Here is a 17,517-nt window from a genome sequence, read left to right as displayed (position 1 = left end):
GCCGCGCCGGCGGGTCGGCGGCGCGGGTCGGGGGAGGAGTCTAGGTGGCGGGGCTGGGCGTTCCCTGGCAGCGCCGGAACCCCCGTGCGCCCCCGCGTAACCTGCACGGGTGCTCATCCGCTCGTTCCCCGCCGGCGCGTTCGGCACCAACTGCTATGCCGTGGCGTCCGGGCCGGGGCAGGAGTGCGTCGTCGTCGACCCGGGCATGGACGCCGTCGAGCCCCTCGCCCGGATGCTCGCCGACGACGGTCTCAAGCCCGTGGCCGTCGTGCTCACCCACGGCCACCTCGACCACACCTTCTCGGTGCTGCCGGTGTGCGACGGCTACGACATCCCCGCCTACCTGCACCCGCAGGACTCCGGGATGCTGTCGGACCCGGCCCGGTGGCACGGCCCGCAGCTGGCCCCGCTGATCACCGGCGTCCGGCTGCCCGACCCCACCGACGTGCTGCCGCTGGACGACGGCGCGGTGCTCTCGCTCGCGGGGGTGGACCTCACCGTGCGGCACGCGCCCGGCCACACCCAGGGCTCGGTGGTCTTCGAGCTCGACCTCGGCGAGGCCCCCGGCCTGCTCGCCGGTGACGTGCTGTTCGCCGGCTCCGTGGGCCGGGTGGACCTGCCGGGCGGCTCGTGGGACGCGATGCTCACGTCGCTGCGCGACGTCGTCCTGCCGCTGGACGACGAGACGGTGGTGCTGCCCGGGCACGGCCCGGCGACGACGATCGGCCGCGAGCGGGCCACCAACCCCTACCTCGCCGAGGCCGCTGCCGCGCCGAAGGGGCGCGGGCTGTGACCGGCCTGACCGCCCCGAAGGGCACCTTCGACACCCTGCCGCCGGAGTCGGCCCGCTTCCTCGCCGTCCGCGACACGCTCACCGCGCCGCTGCGCCGGGCCGGCTACGGCTACGTCGAGACGCCGGTGTTCGAGGACACCGCCGTGTTCTCCCGCGGCGTCGGTGAGTCCACGGACGTGGTGACGAAGGAGATGTACACCTTCACCGACCGCGGCGGCCGCTCGCTGACCCTGCGGCCGGAGCTCACCGCCGGCCTGATGCGGGCGTTCATCGAGCACCGCCTGCACGGCGGGGCGCTGCCGGTGAAGCTCTGGACGGTCGGCACGGCGTTCCGCTACGAGCGGCCCCAGGCCGGCCGGTACCGCCACTTCACCCAGGTGGACATGGAGGCGCTCGGCGTCGACGACCCGGCGCTGGACGCCGAGGTGGTGGCGCTGGGCGTGCAGGGCTTCCGCGACCTCGGGCTCACCGACTTCGAGCTGCTGCTCACCTCGCTGGGCGACGCCACCTGCCGGCCGCAGTACCGCGAGCTGCTGGTCGCCTACCTCGACAAGCTGGACCTGGACGAGGAGACCCGGCGGCGCGCGGGGATCAACCCGCTGCGGGTGCTCGACGACAAGCGGCCCGAGGTGCAGGCACAGCTCGACGACGCCCCGCTGATGGTCGACCACCTCTCGGACTCGACGAAGGCGCACTACGACGCCGTCCGGCAGCACCTCACCGACCTCGGCGTGACGTGGACGGAGGCGCCCAGGCTGGTGCGCGGCCTGGACTACTACACGAAGACGACGTTCGAGTTCGTCCACTCCGGCCTCGGCGCGCAGTCGGCGATCGGCGGCGGTGGCCGCTACGACGGGCTGTCGGCGGCGCTCGGCGGGCCCGACGTCTCCGGCATCGGCTACGCCGTCGGGGTGGATCGCACCCTGCTCGCCGTCCAGGCCGAGGGGCTCGACGTCGGCGCGGTCGCCGGGGTGCAGGCCTTCGTCGTCCCGCTGGGGGCCGAGGCCAAGCGCGTGGCGGTCCGGCTGGTGGGGCAGCTGCGGCAGGCCGGCGTCGCCGCCGACACCGTCTACGGCGACCGCGGGCTCAAGGGCGCGATGAAGGCCGCCGACCGGTCCGGGGCCACCCACGTCGTCGTCGTGGGGGAGCGGGACCTGGCCGACGGCGTCGGCCAGCTCAAGGACATGCGCACCGGCGAGCAGGTGGCCGTCCCCGTGGGCGAGCTGTTCGACCGGGTGCGTGCGAGTGTGGAGGAGTGAGCACTTCGATGGAGCAGCGACCGCTCGGGAAGACCGGGGCCGACGTCAGCGTGATCGGGCTGGGCACGTGGCAGCTCGGTGGTGACTGGGGGGACGTCGACGAGGACACCGCCGCCGAGGTGCTCGACGCCGCGCTCGACGCCGGCGTGACCCTGCTGGACACCGCCGACGTCTACGGCGACGGCCGCTCCGAGGAGCGGATCCGCAAGGCGCTCGCGCCCCGCGCCGACCGGCCGTTCGTGGCGACCAAGGCCGGCCGCCGTGCCGACCCGTTCGAGGCCGCCCAGTACACCCCGGAGAACCTGCGGGCCTGGGTCGACCGGTCGCGCCGCAACCTCGGCGTCGACACCCTGGACCTGGTGCAGCTGCACTGCCCGCCGACCGCCGTCTACTCCGACCAGCGGGTGTACGACACCCTCGACGGGTTCGTCGCCGACGGGTCGATCGCCGCCTACGGCGTCTCGGTGGAGACCGTGGCCGAGGGGCTGACCGCCTTGCAGCACGAGGGCGTGGCCACCATCCAGGTCATCCTGAACATCTTCCGGCGCAAGCCGCTGGAGGAGCTGCTGCCCGCCGCGGCGGCCGCCGGGGTGGGCGTGCTGGCCCGTGTGCCGCTGGCCAGCGGTCTGCTCACGGGCAAGTACGACGAGCAGACGACCTTCCCGGCCGACGACCACCGGAACTTCAACCGCAACGGCGAGGCTTTCGACGTCGGCGAGACCTTCGCCGGCGTGCCGTTCGACGTCGGCGTCGCCGGGGCCCGCGAGGTCGCCGAGATCGCCGGCGACGCGGTGCCCACCGCGGCGTTCGCGCTGCGCTGGGTCATCGACCAGCCCGGCGTCACCACGGTCATCCCGGGGGCGCGCAACGTCACCCAGGTGCGCGGCAACGTCGCGGCCGCCACGATGGCGCCGCTCTCGGACGCCCAGCTCGCCGACCTCGAGCGGGTGTACGACGAGCGCATCCGCGCCCACGTGCACGACCGCTGGTAAGCCCCCTCCTCTCTCGAAAGGCACCACCGTGCTCCGCACCCACGACGCCGGAACGCTGCGCGCGTCCGACGCCGGCACCACCGTCACCCTCGCCGGCTGGGTGGCCCGCCGCCGCGACCACGGCGGGGTGGTCTTCCTCGACCTGCGCGACGCCTCCGGGTACGTGCAGGTCGTCGTCCGCGAGGAGGAGGCCCACCACCTGCGCAACGAGTACTGCGTGCTCGTCACCGGCGAGGTGCGGCGCCGCCCCGAGGGCAACGAGAACCCCGAGCTGCCGACCGGCGACATCGAGGTGGCCACCTCGGAGCTGCGGGTGCTCTCGGCCTCGGCGCCGCTGCCGTTCCCGATCGAGACCGACCAGGCGGCGTCCGACGACGTCCGCTACAGGTACCGGTACCTCGACCTGCGGCGGCAGGGGCCGGCGAAGGCGATCCGGCTGCGTTCGGAGGTCAGCCGGATCGCACGCGAGGTGATGGCCGGGCACGGCTTCACCGAGGTGGAGACGCCGAACCTCACCCGCTCCACGCCCGAGGGCGCGCGGGACTTCCTGGTGCCGGTCCGCCTGCAGCAGGGCAAGTGGTACGCGCTGCCGCAGTCGCCGCAGCTGTTCAAGCAGCTGCTGATGATCGGCGGGCTCGAGCGCTACTACCAGATCGCGCGCTGCTTCCGGGACGAGGACTTCCGCGCCGACCGGCAGCCGGAGTTCACCCAGCTGGACTTCGAGATGAGCTTCGTCGAGCGGGACGACGTGCTCGCCGTCGCCGAGGACGTCGTCCGGGCGCTGTGGCGGGAGCTGGCCTCCTACGAGGTCCCCGAGATCCCGCGGATGACCTACCGCGAGGCCATGGACCGGTTCGGCTCGGACAAGCCCGACCTCCGGTTCGGCATCGAGCTCACCGAGTTGACCTCCTACTTCGCCGGGACGCCGTTCCGCGTGTTCCAGGCGCCCTACGTCGGGGCGGTCGTCATGCCCGGCGGCGGGTCGCAGCCGCGGCGGGCGTTCGACGCCTGGCAGGACTGGGCCAAGTCGCGCGGCGCCCGCGGGCTGGCCTACGTGACGATCGCCGAGGACGGCACCCTGGGCGGCCCGGTCGCGAAGAACATCTCCGAGGAGGAGCGCGCCGGGCTGGTCGAGGCCGTCGGCGCGAAGCCGGGGGACTGCGTGTTCTTCGCCGCCGGCGCGCGCCGCTCCTCCCAGGAGCTGCTCGGCGCGGCCCGCAACGAGATCGCCAAGCGGCTGGAGCTGATCGAGCCGGGCAGCTGGTCGTTCCTCTTCGTCGTCGACTTCCCGATGTTCGAGGAGACCGAGGACGGCGACTGGACCTTCATGCACCACCCGTTCACCTCGCCCACCCCCGAGTGGCGCGACCGGTTCGCCGAGGACAAGGGCGCGGCGCTGTCCGACGCCTACGACATGGTGATCAACGGCAACGAGGTCATGAGCGGCTCGGTTCGCATCCACGACGCCGAGCTGCAGGAGCGGGTGTTCGAGACCCTCGGCATGTCCCGCGAGGAGGCCCGCGAGCGGTTCGGCTTCTTCCTCGAGGCGTTCGCCTACGGCCCGCCGCCGCACGCGGGGGCGGCGCTGGGGTGGGACCGGCTCTCGGCGCTGCTGTCGGGGGTGGAGTCGATCCGCGAGGTCATCGCCTTCCCGAAGACCGGGGCCGGGTTCGACCCGCTGACCGGTGCGCCCACGCCGATCACCGAGGCGCAGCGCAAGGAGGCCGGCATCGACGCGAAGCCGGAGGAGCCGGCGCTGCCCGGCGAGCCGGGTGCTCCCGGCCCGTCCGACCCGACGAAGTAGCCCCCTCCGTCCGTTGGAGCCGGCCGGGGCACGGGATACCGCCGGGTGAGTCGCGCTCTGCCCACGGGGGGTGGGCAGAGCGCGACTGTGCCGGGAACCCATTGCCCAGGAACTAGGTCTCTGCCCACGGGGGGTGGGCAGAGCGCGACTGTGCCGGGAACCCGCTGCTCAGGAACTAGGTCTCTGCCCACGGGGGGTGGGCAGAGCGCGACTGGCGCGCGAGCAGTGTGGTCCCGGCTCCGGGCGGCGCCCCGGGTCGGCGTCTGACGGGGAGGGGATCAGCCGGCGACCTCGGGCGGCCAGACGACGCGGAAGCGCTCGAAGACCACCTCCAGGTCTTCGGAGAACGCCCGGCCGCGCGCGGGCAGGGTGCGGCGGAAGTAGCGCTCGTGCTCCCGGAGCCAGCTCTCCCGCGTCCGGTCGTCCTCGCCCTCGTCCCAGGCGAAGGCGTCGTCGACGCTGCGCAGCGGGCCGAGCCGCAGCTCCGTCGTCCGGAGGACGCACCGGGGCGCGCCGCTGCCGTCGCACGCCACCCAGAGCCCGCCGATGCGCGGCAACGGCTGCCCGTCGTCGAGGAAGTCGACGACCAGCGCCGCCGTCGCCCGCTTGGTGCCGGCGAGCACGAGGCCGATGAGCTCGTCGGCCAGCGCGGCGCCGTCGCCGAACCGCTCGACCGCGGGCTCCTCGGTGGGCGGGGCGGGCAGGGTGGCGGCGTACTCCCGGTGCACCGCGAGCGCGGCGGTGCGGTCGAGGTCGCCCGGCTGATCGGTGGCCACGCCGGTAGTTTGCAGGGCATGCCGCTGCGTGCCCGCACCCTGCTCGGTCCCGGCCCGTCCAACCCCTACCCGGAGGCCACGGCCGCGCTCGGCCTGCCGCTGCTGGGCCATCTCGACCCGGTGTTCCTGGAGATCCTCGACGAGACCTCCGAGCGGCTGCGCCAGGTGTTCGGCACGGGCAACCGCCGCACGCTCCCGCTGTCGGCCACCGGCTCGGCGGGCATGGAGGCGGCGTTCGTCAACACCGTCGGCCCGGGCGACGCCGTCGTCGTCGCGGTGAACGGCCTGTTCGGGCAGCGGATGACCGACGTCGCCGCCCGGTGCGGGGCGGAGGTCGTCGCCGTCGAGCACGAGTGGGGGCAGCCGGTCGACGCCGAGCGGGTGCTGGCGGCGCACCCGTCGCCCAAGCTCATCGCCGCGGTGCACGCCGAGACGTCCACCGGGGTGCGCTCGGACCTCGAACCGCTCGCCGCCGGCAAGGGCGACGCGCTGCTGCTGGCCGACTGCGTCACCTCGCTGGGCGGGATCCCGGTGCGGCTGGACGAGTGGGGCGTCGACCTCGCCTACTCGGGGTCGCAGAAGTGCCTGGGCGTGCCGCCGGGGCTGGCGCCCTTCACCATCTCCGACCGCGCCTGGGAGCGGCGGGTCGAGAAGCCGCAGAGCTGGTACCTCGACCTCGGCATGCTGGGCGGCTACGCCGGGGAGGCCGCCGGCTCCGGTGGCCGCACCTACCACCACACCGCCCCGACCGGGATGGTCGTGTCGCTGCACGCCGGGCTGGGGCGGATCCTCGACGAGGGGCTGGAGGCCGTGCACGCGCGGCACGCCGAGGCCGGGCGGCTGCTGCACGAGGGGCTGGCCGAGCTGGGGCTGGAGCTGTTCGCCGCCGAGGGGCACCGGCTGCCGGAGCTGACGACGGTGAAGGTGCCCGAGGGCGTCGACTCCGCCGCGGTGCGCAAGGAGCTGCTGGAGCGGTACGACCTGGAGATCGGCGGGGGTGTGGGTGCCTACGCCGCGACGGTGTGGCGGATCGGCCTCATGGGCCCCAACGCCGCCCCCGACCGGGTGGCGCTCGTGCTGGCGGCGCTGCGCGACGTCCTCGGCCGCTGACCCCCGCCGGCCTGGCGGTTGACCATCGTCATCTGGCCGGCCGCAGCGGCGTGTCAGTCGCCACCTGCCGATGATCAACCACGAGGGTCACGCCAGCCGCGGCTCACCAGCGCCCGGCGGGTGCGGTCGAGCACCACGGAGGGTCCCTGGAGGTGCCGCCGGGCGAAGCGGAGCACGAGCCAGCCGTCGGCCGCCATCAGGGAGTAGCGGTCGACGTCCCGGTCGAACTGGTCGCCGCCGGCGTGCTGACGGCCCTCGTACTTCAGCGCCACCTTCCACTCCTCGTAGCCCAGGTCGGCGTGCGCGACGGCTCGCCCCCATCGGTCGTGCACGGGTGCCTGCGGCGTCGGTGTCGGGAGGTCGCTGACGGTCAGCCAGTACCGGACGACGCTCTCGGGCCGGGCATGGCCAGCGACGACAGCAGCGGCGCGCACTCCCGGGCGCGGACGACGCCGCGGACCCGGGCGGCCCGGGACAGACGTCGGGCCAGATTCGCCTGGTCGAGGTGGCCGGCCCGCATCAGCGCGTCACCGACCGCCACCAGGTCCCACGGCGGCGGGGTCGCGGCCAGGTCGAGGAAGGTCTGAGCCCCCGAGGTGAGGCGCAGCCCGCGGTGCTGGACGACGTCCTCGGGGAGCAGTCGGCGCGCGTGCGTCACGAACTCCGCTCGCTGGGGGAGCACCCGTCGCGGGGTGAGGACTATGTGCGCCCGGCGTGGGGCGTCGACGGGAGCACCCAGGAGCGCTGCGGCGGTCGCATGGCTGTATGCCGCGTCGGCCGGCAGCACCCGGGCGACCAGTCGCAGTCGTTCGGACTCGTCGACGGCGTCGTCCAGACGTGCCGTGAGGCCGTGCGCAAGCCGTACGAAGGAGGGGCCGCGCAGGTGGCCGCGGGTCAGGCCGACCGCACGCGCCTCGGCCGGTGTCCAGGTCGGGGGGAGGGGCATGCCGCTGACGGTGGGTCGTCGGGTGGCACCGGCAGGGCCCGCGCGCGGGATCCGTGGACAGCGGGTATGGCTGTGGACGCAGCCACCCCCGTGTTGATCATCGTCGTCTGGCTGCCCGACACGCCGGAGAGGCCAGCCAGACGACGATGATCAACAAGCGGGGAGGGGCGGCGGGTCAGGCGGTGTCGAGGCGGGCGAGCTGGTCGGGGGAGAGGGTCAGCCCGGCGGCGGCCACCGAGTCCTGCACCGAGGCGACCCGGGACGCGCCCGGGATCGGGACGACGGTGTCGCTCTGCGCCAGGTGCCAGGCGAGGGTCACCTGGTACACCGAGACCCCCAGCTCCTCGGCCACCTCCGCGAACGCCGGCGCGGTCGAGCCCAGCGACCCCGCGGAGGTCACCCCGCCGAACGGGCTCCACGGCAGGAACGCCAGCCCGTGGCCCGCGCAGTGCTCCAGCTCGTCGGCCGAGTGCCGCCAGCCGGGGGAGAACTGGTTCTGCACGCTGACCAGCGCGTCGCCCACGATCGACCGGGCGACGTCGATCTGCGCGATGTCGGCGTTGGAGATCCCGACCATGCGCACCAGCCCGTCGTCGGCCAGCTGCCGCAGCGCACCCATGGACTCCTCCCACGGCGTGGCCGGGTCGGGCCGGTGGAACTGGTAGAGCCCGATGGCGTCCACGCCGAGCCGCCGCAGCGAGTCCTCGCAGGCCCGCCGCAGGTAGCCCGGTGACCCGTCGAGCTCCCAGTCGGTGCCGCGGCGGGTGTGCCCGCCCTTGGTCGCCACCAGCACCGCGGAGGTGTCGCCCCCGTAGCCGGCCAGGGCGCGGGCCACGAGCTCCTCGTTGTGGCCGAACTCCGACTCGTCGCGGGCGTAGGCGTCGGCGGTGTCGACCAGGGTGACGCCGGCGTCCAGCGCGGCGTGGACCACGGCGACGGCGTCCTCCGGCGAGGGGCGCTCGTCCTTGGTGGACAGGGGCATGGCGCCCAGCCCGATGGCGCCCACGGTCACGTCTCCGATGCGTCGCTGCTGCATGGGGGCTGTCGTGCCCGCCGGGTAGCGTCGGGAACCGTGAGCTCGCTGTTCGACCCCGCACCCGACGAGGAGGGCGCGCCGGCCGTCGACCCGGGCGCCCCGCTCGCGGTGCGGATGCGCCCGCGGTCGCTCGACGAGGTCGTCGGCCAGCAGCACCTCCTGGGCGACCGCGCGCCGCTGCGCCGCCTCGTCGAGTCCGACGAGCCGATGTCGCTGGTGCTCTACGGCCCGCCCGGCACCGGCAAGACCACCCTCGCGCACGTCATCTCGCTGGCCACCAAGCGGCAGTTCGTGCAGCTGTCGGCGCTGGACTCCGGCGTGAAGGAGGTGCGGGCGGTCATCCAGAGCGCCAAGCGCGAGCTCACCTACGCCGGCCGGCGCACCGTGCTGTTCATCGACGAGGTCCACCGCTTCTCCAAGACCCAGCAGGACAGCCTGCTCTCGGCGGTGGAGGACCGGATCGTCAGCCTGATCGCCGCCACCACCGAGAACCCCTTCTTCTCCGTGGTCAGCCCGCTGCTGTCCCGCAGCCTGGTGCTGGCGCTGCAGCCGCTCACCGACGACGACGTCCGCCGGCTGCTGCACCGCGCGCTCACCAGCGACCGCGGGCTCGACGGCGCGGTCACGCTCGCCGCGGAGGCCGAGGAGCACCTCGTCCGCATCGCCGGCGGCGACGGGCGGAAGGCGCTCACCGCCCTGGAGTCCGGCGCCGGCGCGGCCCGCGCGGTCGGCGCCACCGAGATCGACCTCGCCACCCTGGAGACGGCGGTCGCCCAGGCGGCGGTCCGCTACGACCGGCAGGGCGACCAGCACTACGACGTCGCCAGCGCCCTGATCAAGAGCATCCGGGGGAGCGACGTCGACGCCGCGCTGCACTACCTGGCCCGCATGGTCGAGGCGGGGGAGGACCCGCGGTTCATCGCCCGGCGCCTGGTCATCAGCGCCAGCGAGGACATCGGCATGGCCGACCCCACCGCGCTGACCACGGCGGTCGCCGCGATGCAGGCGGTCCAGTTCATCGGCATGCCCGAGGGCCACTTCCCGCTCGCCCAGGCCGTCGTCCACCTGGCCACGGCGCCGAAGTCGAACGCGGTCACCGTCGCGATGGGCGAGTCGGTCGCCGACGTCCGGGCCGGCCTGGCCGGCCCCGTGCCGCCGGGGCTGCGCGACGCGCACTACGCCGGGGCCGGGAAGCTCGGCCACGGGAAGACCTACGCCTATCCCCACGCCCACCCCGACGGCATCGTGGCCCAGCAGTACCCGCCGGACGCGCTGGTCGGCAGGGACTACTACCGCCCGACCAACCGCGGCGTCGAGGCGCGGCTGGGCGAGCGGCTGGCGAAGCTGCGGGCGATCGTCCGCCGGACCCGCTGACCCGGCGGCGGGGCACGGACGGTCCCGCGGCCCCGCGACTAGTGTGACGAGGCCGGAACGTCGCCTCCCGGCGCCGAATCCCCCGAGAACAGGAGCACGCGTGTCCGTAGGAGAGATCGCCGGGCTGATCGCAGCCGGGGCCCTGGTGCTGCTGGTGGTGCTCGTGGCCGTCCCGCTGCTCAAGCTCGGCCGGACGCTCGACGAGACCACCCTGACCATCCGCCAGGTCCGCGAGCAGAGCGCGCCGATCCTGAGCCAGGCCGGCACCACGGTCGCGCACGTGAACAGCAACCTGGAGCGGGTCGACGACATCACCGGCAACGCGGCCAACGTCTCGAGCAACGTCGCGGCGCTCACCAGCGTCGTCGCCGCCACCCTGGGCAGCCCGCTGATCAAGGTGGCCGCCTTCAGCTACGGCGTCCGCAGCGCCGCCAAGAAGAAGCGGGAGGGCCAGGCGATCGCCGACGCCGCCGCCCGCGACAAGGCCGCGCGCCGCGCCCGGCGCTCCGCCCGGCGGGCCGCCTGATGCGCCGGCTGTTCTGGCTCGCGATGGGGATCACCATCGGGGCGCTCGTCGTCCGCAAGCTCTCCGCCGCCGCCGAGAAGATGACGCCGGCCGGCATCGGGGCCTCGATCGCCGAGGGGCTGCGCGACCTCGCCGACGCGATCGGCGACTTCGGCGCCGACGTCCGCGAGGCCATGACCGAGCGCGAGCTCGAGCTGCGCGCCGGCACCGGGCTCGACGCGCCGCTGCCCGAGACCGGCGACGCGGCGGCGCTGCGCCGCGGAGCGCACGCCGCCGACCTCTGACCCCCGGGGTCGTCCCGAGCACCACCCCGGCCCCCGACACCGAGAAGACCTGATGCAGACCGCCGAGATCCGCCGCCGCTTCCTGGAGCACTTCGCCTCCCGCGGCCACACCGTCGTCCCCAGCGCCTCGCTGGTGTCGCCCGACCCGTCGCTGCTGTTCACCGTCGCCGGCATGGTGCCGTTCATCCCGTACCTGACCGGCCGCGAGCCCGCGCCGTTCCCGCGGGCCACCAGCGTGCAGAAGTGCGTGCGCACCCTCGACATCGAGGAGGTGGGCAAGACCACCCGGCACGGCACCTTCTTCCAGATGAACGGCAACTTCGCCTTCGGCGACTACTTCAAGGAGGGGGCGATCCAGCACGCCTGGGAGCTGATCACCGGGCGGCTGGAGGACGGCGGGCTGGGCTTCGACCCCGACCGCATCTGGGTCACCGTCTACCTCGACGACGACGAGGCCGCCGACGCGTGGCACCGCATCGCCGGGCTGCCGGTCGAGCGGATCCAGCGGCTGGGCAAGAAGGACAACTACTGGCATACCGGGGCGGCCGGCCCGGGCGGCCCCTGCTCGGAGATCTACTTCGACCGCGGCCCGCAGTACGGCCCCGACGGCGGCCCGTTGGTCGACACCGCCGGTGACCGGTTCCTGGAGATCTGGAACCTGGTCTTCATGCAGTACGAGCTCACCGACGTCCGGAGCAAGGAGGAGTTCACGGTCGTCGGCGAGCTGCCGAACAAGAACATCGACACCGGCATGGGCCTGGAGCGGGTGGCCTTCCTGCTGCAGGGCGTCGACAACCTGTACGAGATCGACGAGGTCGCCCCGGTGCTGCGCCGGGCCGCCGAGCTCGCCGGGGTCACCTACGGCAAGGACGCCGACGCGGACGTCCGGCTGCGCGTCGTGGCCGACCACGTGCGCAGCGGGCTGATGCTCATCGGCGACGGCGTCACCCCGGGCAACGAGGGCCGCGGCTACATCCTGCGCCGGCTGCTGCGCCGCGCCGTCCGCTCGATGAAGCTGCTCGGCGTCGACGAGGCGACCCTGCCCGAGCTGCTGCCGGTGTCCAAGGACGCCATGAAGGCCAGCTACCCGGAGCTGGAGACCGACTTCGCGCGCATCTCCTCGGTCGCCTACGCCGAGGAGGAGGCGTTCCGCCGCACACTCACCTCGGGCACGGCCCTGTTCGACACCGCGGTGCAGCAGGCCAAGCAGGCCGGCGCCCCGACGCTCTCCGGCGCGCAGGCGTTCTCCCTCCACGACACCTACGGCTTCCCGATCGACGTCACCCTGGAGATGGCCGCCGAGCAGGGCGTCACCGTCGACGAGGACGGCTTCCGGGCGCTGATGCAGGAGCAGCGCGACCGCGCCCGCGCCGACGCCCGGGCCAAGCGCACCGGGTCGGTCGACGTCCTGGCCTACCGGCAGCTGCTCGCCGAGCACGGCCCCACCGACTGGCGGGCCTACGAGACCCTGCGCACCGAGTCCCGGGTGCTCGGCGTGGTCGCCGAGGGCGAGGTCGAGGGCGACCGCCCGGCCGGGCCCGGCGAGATCACCCGGGTGGTGCTGGACCGCACGCCGTTCTACGCCGAGTCCGGCGGGCAGGTGGCCGACGCCGGTCTGCTCACCTGGGACGGCGGCCGCGCCGAGGTCATCGACGTCCAGCGCCCGGTCAAGGGCCTGGTCGCCCACCAGGTGCGGGTGCTCGAGGGCGAGCTGCGCGCCGGTGCCGAGCTCACCGCCGAGGTGGACCGCGAGTGGCGGCTCTCGGCCTGCCAGGCGCACTCGGGCACCCACGTGGTGCACGCGGCGCTGCGCCAGGTGCTCGGCCCGCAGGCGCTGCAGTCGGGCTCCTACAACCGGCCGGGCTACCTGCGGCTGGACTTCGCCTGGCAGGGCGCGCTGACCCAGCAGCAGCGCACCGACATCGAGGACGTCGCCAACGCCGCCGTCCGTGCCGACCACAGGGTCACCGCCTCCTGGATGACGCTGCCCGAGGCGCAGGCCTTCGGGGCGCTCGCGCTGTTCGGCGAGACCTACGGCGAGCAGGTGCGCGTCGTGGAGATCGGCGGCCCGTGGTCGCGCGAGCTCTGCGGTGGCACGCACGTGCGCGGCAGCGCCCAGATCGGCACGCTCGCGCTGACGGGGGAGTCCTCGGTGGGCTCCGGCTCCCGGCGCGTCGAGGCCGTGGTGGGGCTCGAGGGCTTCCGGTACCTGGCGCGCGAGCGCGACCTGGTGCGGCAGCTCGCCGAGATCCTCAAGTCGCCGCAGGACGGCCTGGTCGAGCGGGTCGGCGGCATGGTCGCGCGGCTGCGGGACCTGGACCGCGAGCTGGCCGACCTGCGCGCGCAGCAGACGCTGGCCGCCGCCGGCGAGCTGGCGGCGGCGGCGAAGGACGTCGGGGGCGTCGCCGTCGTCACCGGGTCCCCGGCGGGCCTGGCCGGTGGCGACCTGCGCACGCTGGCGCTGGACGTCCGCGGCCGCCTCGGCGCCGACCGGCCGGCGGTCGTGCTGCTGGCTTCGGAGTCCGGTGGCAAGGTGGCGTTGGTGGCGGCGCTGAACCCGGCCGCGGTCACCCGCGGGCTGTCGGCCAACGACGTCCTCAAGGCGGCCTCGGCACCCGTCGGCGGCCGCGGCGGCGGCAAGTCCGACGTCGCCCAGGGGGGCGGCACCGACCCCGCGGGTATCCCCGCGGCACTGCAGGCCGGCGAGCAGGCGGTCGCGACCGCCACGGGAAGGTGACCAACGTGCCCGACACCGAGTACAACCCCGAGGACACCGGTCCGGTCGGTGGCCGGCGGCGCGACCTGCCGGCGGTGCCGCCGGCGCGCCCGCGCCCGACCACGGGAGAGCAGCCCACGTACCACCCGACGACCGAGATCGACCTGAGCCAGGGCTTCCCCCCGGTCAAGCACGAGACCACCGAGATCGACCTGTCCGGTGGCTGGCCGGAGCACCTCCAGGTGCCCCCGCGCCGCCCCGGCGCCGGCCGGGCGCGCGGCCGGGTGCTCGGCGTCGACGTCGGCACCGTGCGGGTCGGCCTGGCGCTGTCGGACCCGACCGGCACCCTCGCCAGCCCGCTGGAGACCCTCCGCCGGGCCAAGGACGGGGCCGACCTGGACCGCCTCGCCGCCCTGGTGGTGGAACACGAGGTGTCAGAGGTGGTAGTGGGGGAGCCGGTGCACCTGTCCGGCGCCACCGGCGCCTCGGCGCAGGACGCTGCCGATTACGCACAGGAACTGGCCGACCGGATCCCGGACGTGCCGGTGAACCTGATCGACGAGAGGCTCTCGACCGTGACCGCAGCCAGCCACCTCCGCGACGGCGGCATCGACAGCCGCCGGCAGCGCGCGGTGATCGACCAGGCGGCCGCCGTGGTCATCCTGCAGCAGTACCTGGACAGCCGGAAGGCGCCCTCGTGACGGCGCCCGGCGGGCCGCGGCGGGGGAGGCACGCGTTCGACGACGGGACCGGTGGCATGCCGGTGCCGTTCCCGACCGGCTTCGGCAGCCCTGCCGGTGGTTTCCCGCCGGGCCCCTCCGGCAACCCGCCGGCGTTCCCCCGGCCGGCCGACCGCTCCGGTGGACCGACCGGGCCGATGGACCTGCCGGGTGCCCCCGCCGGTCGGTACCCGACCGCCCGGCACGGCAGCGGCGACGACCACGTCCCCGGCCGCCAGCACCCCTCCGCCCCGCTGCCGCCGCTGCCGGCCGGCGCGTGGAACCGGCTGCGGCCGCGCGGGGACGACGACGACGCCACCGTCGCCGCCCCCCGGCTCTCCGGGCCGCGGGACGACGCGCCCGACGAGCCGCCGGCCGACCCCGCCGCGGACGACCCGACCGGCGGCCTGGACGTGATCGGGGCGAACGTCGACGACGACCGGCCGCGGCGACGCGGCCTGCGCCGGCGCCGGGGCGACGACGCCGCGCCCGCCGCGGCCGCCACCGCCGAGGACGAGACGGCCGCGTTCCACCCGCACGACGACCTGGACCTGCACGGGGACGCCGACGGCGGCGGCCTGCTGCACGACGACGAGATCCCGGTCGCGCCCTACGACCCGCGCTCGGACCCGCAGCGCCGCCGCCGGCGCCGCCGTCCCCTGGCGATCGGGCTGGCCCTGCTGATCCTCGGCGCCATGGTCGTGGGCATCGTGATCGCCGGCCAGCAGCTCCTGGGCATGCTCGACCCGGATGCCCAGGACTACGCGGGCCCCGGCACCGGCAGCGTCGACGTGCGGGTGCAGCAGGGCGACACGCTCACCGACATCGCCCGCACCCTGGTCGACGCCGACGTCATCGCCTCCACGGGCCCCTTCGTGGACGCGGCGCAGGACGAGCCCGCGGCCACCGGCATCCAGCCCGGCGTCTACTCCCTGCGGCTGCAGATGAGCGGCCAGGGAGCCCTGGACCTGCTGCTGGACCCGGCCTCCCGCCAGGTCTCGCGGGTGACCGTGCCCGAGGGCTTCACCGTGGACCAGGTCCTCGCCCGGCTCGCCGAGCAGACCGGCACGCCGCTGCCGGAGCTGGAGGCCGCGGCCGATCCCGCGGCGCTGCCGCTGCCCCCGTACGCCGGCGGTCAGCTGGAGGGCTACCTGTTCCCGGCGACCTACGACTTCGAGCCCGGCACCACCCCGCAGCAGATGCTGCAGCGCATGGTCGAGACCTTCAACGAGGTCGCTGCCCGGCTGCAGCTGGAGGAGCGGGCCGCCGCCCTCGGGCGCACGCCCGGCGAGGTGGTCACCGTCGCCTCGATGATCCAGTCCGAGACCCGGCTCGACGAGGAGCGGCCCGACGTCGCGCAGGTCATCTACAACCGGCTGGACGCCGGGATCGCGCTCGGCATCGACGCGACGCTGGCCTACGGCCTGGACAAGAGCGGCAACGAGCTGACCGTCACCGACCTGCAGAGCGACAACCCGTACAACACGCGCAACCGGCGCGGGCTGCCGCCGACCCCGATCAGCTCGCCGGGCGAGGCGAGCCTCGAGGCGGCGCTGGCCCCCAGCACGGGTGACCTCCTGTACTACGTGCTCGAGTCGCAGGACGGGGCGCACTTCTTCACCAGCGACTACGCCGAGTTCCAGGCGGCCCGCCAGCGGTGCGCCGACGCCGGCCTCGGCTGCGGTGGCTGACCGGCCGCAGCGGGCGGCGGTGCTCGGGCGGCCGGTGAGCCACTCGCTCTCCCCGCTGCTGCACCGCGCCGCCTACGCGGCGCTGGGGCTCTCCGCGTGGAGCTACGACGCCCTCGACGTGGGAGCCGAGGACCTCCCGGAGCTGCTGGCCGGGCTCGGCGAGGAGTGGCGCGGCTTCTCGGTGACGATGCCGTGCAAGCAGGCCGCCGTCGCGGTCGCCGACGTGGTGGAGCCGCTCCCGCGGCTGCTCGGCGCGGCCAACACCCTCGTGCGCACCCCGGCCGGCTGGCGGGCCGAGAACACCGACGTCGCCGGCGTCGGCACCGCGCTGCAGGTCGCCGGCGTCGACGAGGTGGGGCACGCGGCGGTGCTCGGTGCCGGGGGGACGGCGGCCGCCGCCGCGGTGGCCCTGGCCTCGCTGGGTGCCGGGCAGGTGGACGTCGTGGTGCGCGAACCGGCCCGGGCCGCTGACGTGGTGCGCGTCCTGGAGACGCTCGGTGTGACGGCGCGGGTGCTGCCGCTGGCCGGCGCGCGGGTCGAGGCGCCCGTCGTCGTCAGCACCGTCCCGGTCGCGGGGCAGCCGGCCGTCGCGGCCCTGGAGTGGCACCGCGGGCAGACGGTGCTCGACGTCCTCTACGCGCCCTGGCCCACCCCGCTGGCCGAGCGGGTCTCCGCCGCCGGGGGCGCGGTGATCGGCGGGCTGGAGGTCCTCTTCTGGCAGGCCACCGCGCAGGTGGAGCTGATGACCGGGCGGCCGGCACCCATCGGCGCGATGCGCGCTGCGCTCGACGCCCGCTGAGCCGCCCGCCGTGGAGGTGTCCCACGCCGTCCTCGCCGGCGTCGCGGTGGTCGCCGGGACGGTCCTCGGGCCCGTCCTGGCGCGCGGCACGGTCCGGCTGGCCGCCCGGGACGACGGCGCCACGCCCACGCCGGCGCGGGTGGCGCTGACCGCGGCGCTCACCGCCGGGCTGCTGGCCGCCGCGGTGCTCCTGGGCGGGCTCCGCCCGGCCACGCTCGCCCTGGCGTGGGCCGCGGGCACCGCTGTGGTGCTGGCCGGCGTCGACCTCGCCGCGCACCGGCTGCCCGACCGCGTGCTCCTCCCCGCGGCCGTGGTGTGCGGGGTGGCCCTGCTCGCCGACGCCGCGGTGCTGGGCACCTGGCCGGCGCTGCTCCGGGCCCTCGTCGCGGGTGCGGCCGCCCTGCTCCTGTCGGGAGCCGCGCGGCTGGCCGCGCCCGCGGCCCTGGGGTTCGGCGACGTCAAGCTGCTCGGTGTCCTGGGGCTGGTGCTCGGCTGGGCGGGCTGGGGCCTGCTGCTCGCCGGGCTCTTCCTCGGCCTGGTCGCCGGGGCCCTCGTCTCGCTGGCGCTGGTGGTGACCGGGCGGGCGGGCTGGCGCAGCACCGTGCCCTTCGGCCCGCCGCTGCTGGCCGGCGCCGCCCTGGCGCTGGCCCTCGGGGGACCACTGCCCGTGTAGCGGTGGAACGGCCCCGTAT

17 protein-coding genes are annotated in these 17,517 nt (G+C 75.1%); 13 read left to right on the top strand and 4 right to left on the bottom strand.

Annotated elements, in window-relative coordinates; genetic code table 11:
- Window positions 1-109: 109 nt before the first annotated feature.
- Genes E9529_RS18345 through aspS form a run of 4 tightly spaced genes read left to right on the top strand, consistent with a single transcriptional unit; the run spans window position 110 to window position 4,848 of the window.
- On the top strand, window positions 110-793 hold the full coding sequence (locus E9529_RS18345) for an MBL fold metallo-hydrolase (protein ID WP_236832711.1): 684 nt from the start codon (window positions 110-112) through the stop codon (window positions 791-793).
- Window positions 790-2,052 carry a histidine--tRNA ligase gene (gene hisS / locus E9529_RS18340; RefSeq protein ID WP_236832710.1) on the top strand — a complete coding sequence of 421 codons (1,263 nt, stop codon included), beginning with the start codon at window positions 790-792 and terminating at the stop codon, window positions 2,050-2,052. The genes E9529_RS18345 and hisS overlap by 4 nt, the downstream gene beginning before the upstream one ends.
- Window positions 2,053-2,060: 8 nt before the next feature.
- The gene (locus tag E9529_RS18335) at window positions 2,061-3,044 is read left to right on the top strand and encodes an aldo/keto reductase (protein WP_236832709.1); all 984 of its coding nucleotides are present in this window, start codon (window positions 2,061-2,063) and stop codon (window positions 3,042-3,044) included.
- Window positions 3,045-3,072: 28 nt separating this feature from the next.
- Entirely contained in the window at window positions 3,073-4,848 is a 1,776-nt protein-coding gene (gene aspS, locus E9529_RS18330; RefSeq protein WP_236832708.1) for an aspartate--tRNA ligase, read from the top strand.
- 278 nt (window positions 4,849-5,126) lie between these two features.
- Here aspS and E9529_RS18325 read toward each other — a convergent pair whose 3' ends face one another.
- Entirely contained in the window at window positions 5,127-5,624 is a 498-nt protein-coding gene (locus E9529_RS18325) for an ASCH domain-containing protein (protein WP_236832707.1), read from the bottom strand.
- A gap of 18 nt (window positions 5,625-5,642) precedes the next feature.
- On the opposite strand from E9529_RS18325, the gene E9529_RS18320 reads away from it, so the two are divergent.
- Window positions 5,643-6,734 carry an alanine--glyoxylate aminotransferase family protein gene (locus E9529_RS18320; protein ID WP_236832706.1) on the top strand — a complete coding sequence of 364 codons (1,092 nt, stop codon included), beginning with the start codon at window positions 5,643-5,645 and terminating at the stop codon, window positions 6,732-6,734.
- 74 nt (window positions 6,735-6,808) lie between these two features.
- Here E9529_RS18320 and E9529_RS18315 read toward each other — a convergent pair whose 3' ends face one another.
- The 3 genes from E9529_RS18315 to E9529_RS18305 form a co-directional block, all read right to left on the bottom strand.
- Entirely contained in the window at window positions 6,809-7,066 is a 258-nt protein-coding gene (locus tag E9529_RS18315; RefSeq protein WP_236832705.1) for a hypothetical protein, read from the bottom strand.
- A gap of 38 nt (window positions 7,067-7,104) precedes the next feature.
- Window positions 7,105-7,680, bottom strand: coding sequence for a hypothetical protein (locus tag E9529_RS18310; RefSeq protein ID WP_236832704.1), 576 nt, complete (start codon window positions 7,678-7,680; stop codon window positions 7,105-7,107).
- 175 nt (window positions 7,681-7,855) lie between these two features.
- Complete coding sequence (locus E9529_RS18305; RefSeq protein WP_236832703.1) at window positions 7,856-8,716, bottom strand: aldo/keto reductase; 861 nt, start codon at window positions 8,714-8,716, stop codon at window positions 7,856-7,858.
- A 36-nt stretch (window positions 8,717-8,752) separates the two neighbouring features.
- On the opposite strand from E9529_RS18305, the gene E9529_RS18300 reads away from it, so the two are divergent.
- The 8 genes from E9529_RS18300 to E9529_RS18265 all read left to right on the top strand — a co-directional run bounded on the left by E9529_RS18300 (window position 8,753) and on the right by E9529_RS18265 (window position 17,498).
- Complete coding sequence (locus E9529_RS18300; protein ID WP_236832702.1) at window positions 8,753-10,090, top strand: replication-associated recombination protein A; 1,338 nt, start codon at window positions 8,753-8,755, stop codon at window positions 10,088-10,090.
- A 100-nt stretch (window positions 10,091-10,190) separates the two neighbouring features.
- Window positions 10,191-10,616, top strand: a complete 426-nt coding sequence (locus E9529_RS18295) for a DUF948 domain-containing protein (protein ID WP_236832701.1) — start codon at window positions 10,191-10,193, stop codon at window positions 10,614-10,616.
- Window positions 10,616-10,900 (top strand): hypothetical protein, encoded by a 285-nt coding sequence (locus E9529_RS18290; protein WP_236832700.1) that lies wholly within the window; start codon window positions 10,616-10,618, stop codon window positions 10,898-10,900. The genes E9529_RS18295 and E9529_RS18290 overlap by 1 nt, the downstream gene beginning before the upstream one ends.
- Before the next feature lie 52 nt (window positions 10,901-10,952).
- Complete coding sequence (gene alaS / locus E9529_RS18285) at window positions 10,953-13,637, top strand: alanine--tRNA ligase (RefSeq protein WP_236832699.1); 2,685 nt, start codon at window positions 10,953-10,955, stop codon at window positions 13,635-13,637.
- A 5-nt stretch (window positions 13,638-13,642) separates the two neighbouring features.
- Window positions 13,643-14,317 carry a Holliday junction resolvase RuvX gene (gene ruvX, locus E9529_RS18280; RefSeq protein WP_236832698.1) on the top strand — a complete coding sequence of 225 codons (675 nt, stop codon included), beginning with the start codon at window positions 13,643-13,645 and terminating at the stop codon, window positions 14,315-14,317.
- Between the two features lie 56 nt (window positions 14,318-14,373).
- Complete coding sequence (gene mltG, locus E9529_RS18275; RefSeq protein ID WP_236832697.1) at window positions 14,374-16,026, top strand: endolytic transglycosylase MltG; 1,653 nt, start codon at window positions 14,374-14,376, stop codon at window positions 16,024-16,026.
- A complete protein-coding gene (locus E9529_RS18270) occupies window positions 16,019-16,825 on the top strand; it encodes a shikimate dehydrogenase (RefSeq protein WP_236832696.1) in 807 nt (268 codons plus the stop codon). Before mltG ends, E9529_RS18270 begins: the two co-directional genes overlap by 8 nt.
- Before the next feature lie 10 nt (window positions 16,826-16,835).
- Window positions 16,836-17,498, top strand: coding sequence for a prepilin peptidase (locus E9529_RS18265; protein WP_236832695.1), 663 nt, complete (start codon window positions 16,836-16,838; stop codon window positions 17,496-17,498).
- Window positions 17,499-17,517 lie beyond the last annotated feature (19 nt).

This window comes from Blastococcus sp. KM273128, from assembly GCF_021698975.1.
GTDB lineage: Bacteria > Actinomycetota > Actinomycetes > Mycobacteriales > Geodermatophilaceae > Blastococcus.
Note: the sequence above shows the minus strand (reverse complement) of the source record. Positions and strands in the feature narration are given on the sequence as shown.

Bases quoted from the DNA above. Each gene is read 5' to 3' on its own strand.
- E9529_RS18290 (WP_236832700.1), top strand. From the start codon at position 10,616: ATGCGCCGGCTGTTCTGGCTCGCGATGGGGATCACCATCGGGGCGCTC.
- E9529_RS18305 (WP_236832703.1), bottom strand. From the start codon at position 8,716: ATGCAGCAGCGACGCATCGGAGACGTGACCGTGGGCGCCATCGGGCTG.
- alaS (WP_236832699.1), top strand. From the start codon at position 10,953: ATGCAGACCGCCGAGATCCGCCGCCGCTTCCTGGAGCACTTCGCCTCC.
- E9529_RS18335 (WP_236832709.1), top strand. From the start codon at position 2,061: ATGGAGCAGCGACCGCTCGGGAAGACCGGGGCCGACGTCAGCGTGATC.
- E9529_RS18320 (WP_236832706.1), top strand. From the start codon at position 5,643: ATGCCGCTGCGTGCCCGCACCCTGCTCGGTCCCGGCCCGTCCAACCCC.
- mltG (WP_236832697.1), top strand. From the start codon at position 14,374: ATGCCGGTGCCGTTCCCGACCGGCTTCGGCAGCCCTGCCGGTGGTTTC.
- E9529_RS18310 (WP_236832704.1), bottom strand. From the start codon at position 7,680: ATGCCCCTCCCCCCGACCTGGACACCGGCCGAGGCGCGTGCGGTCGGC.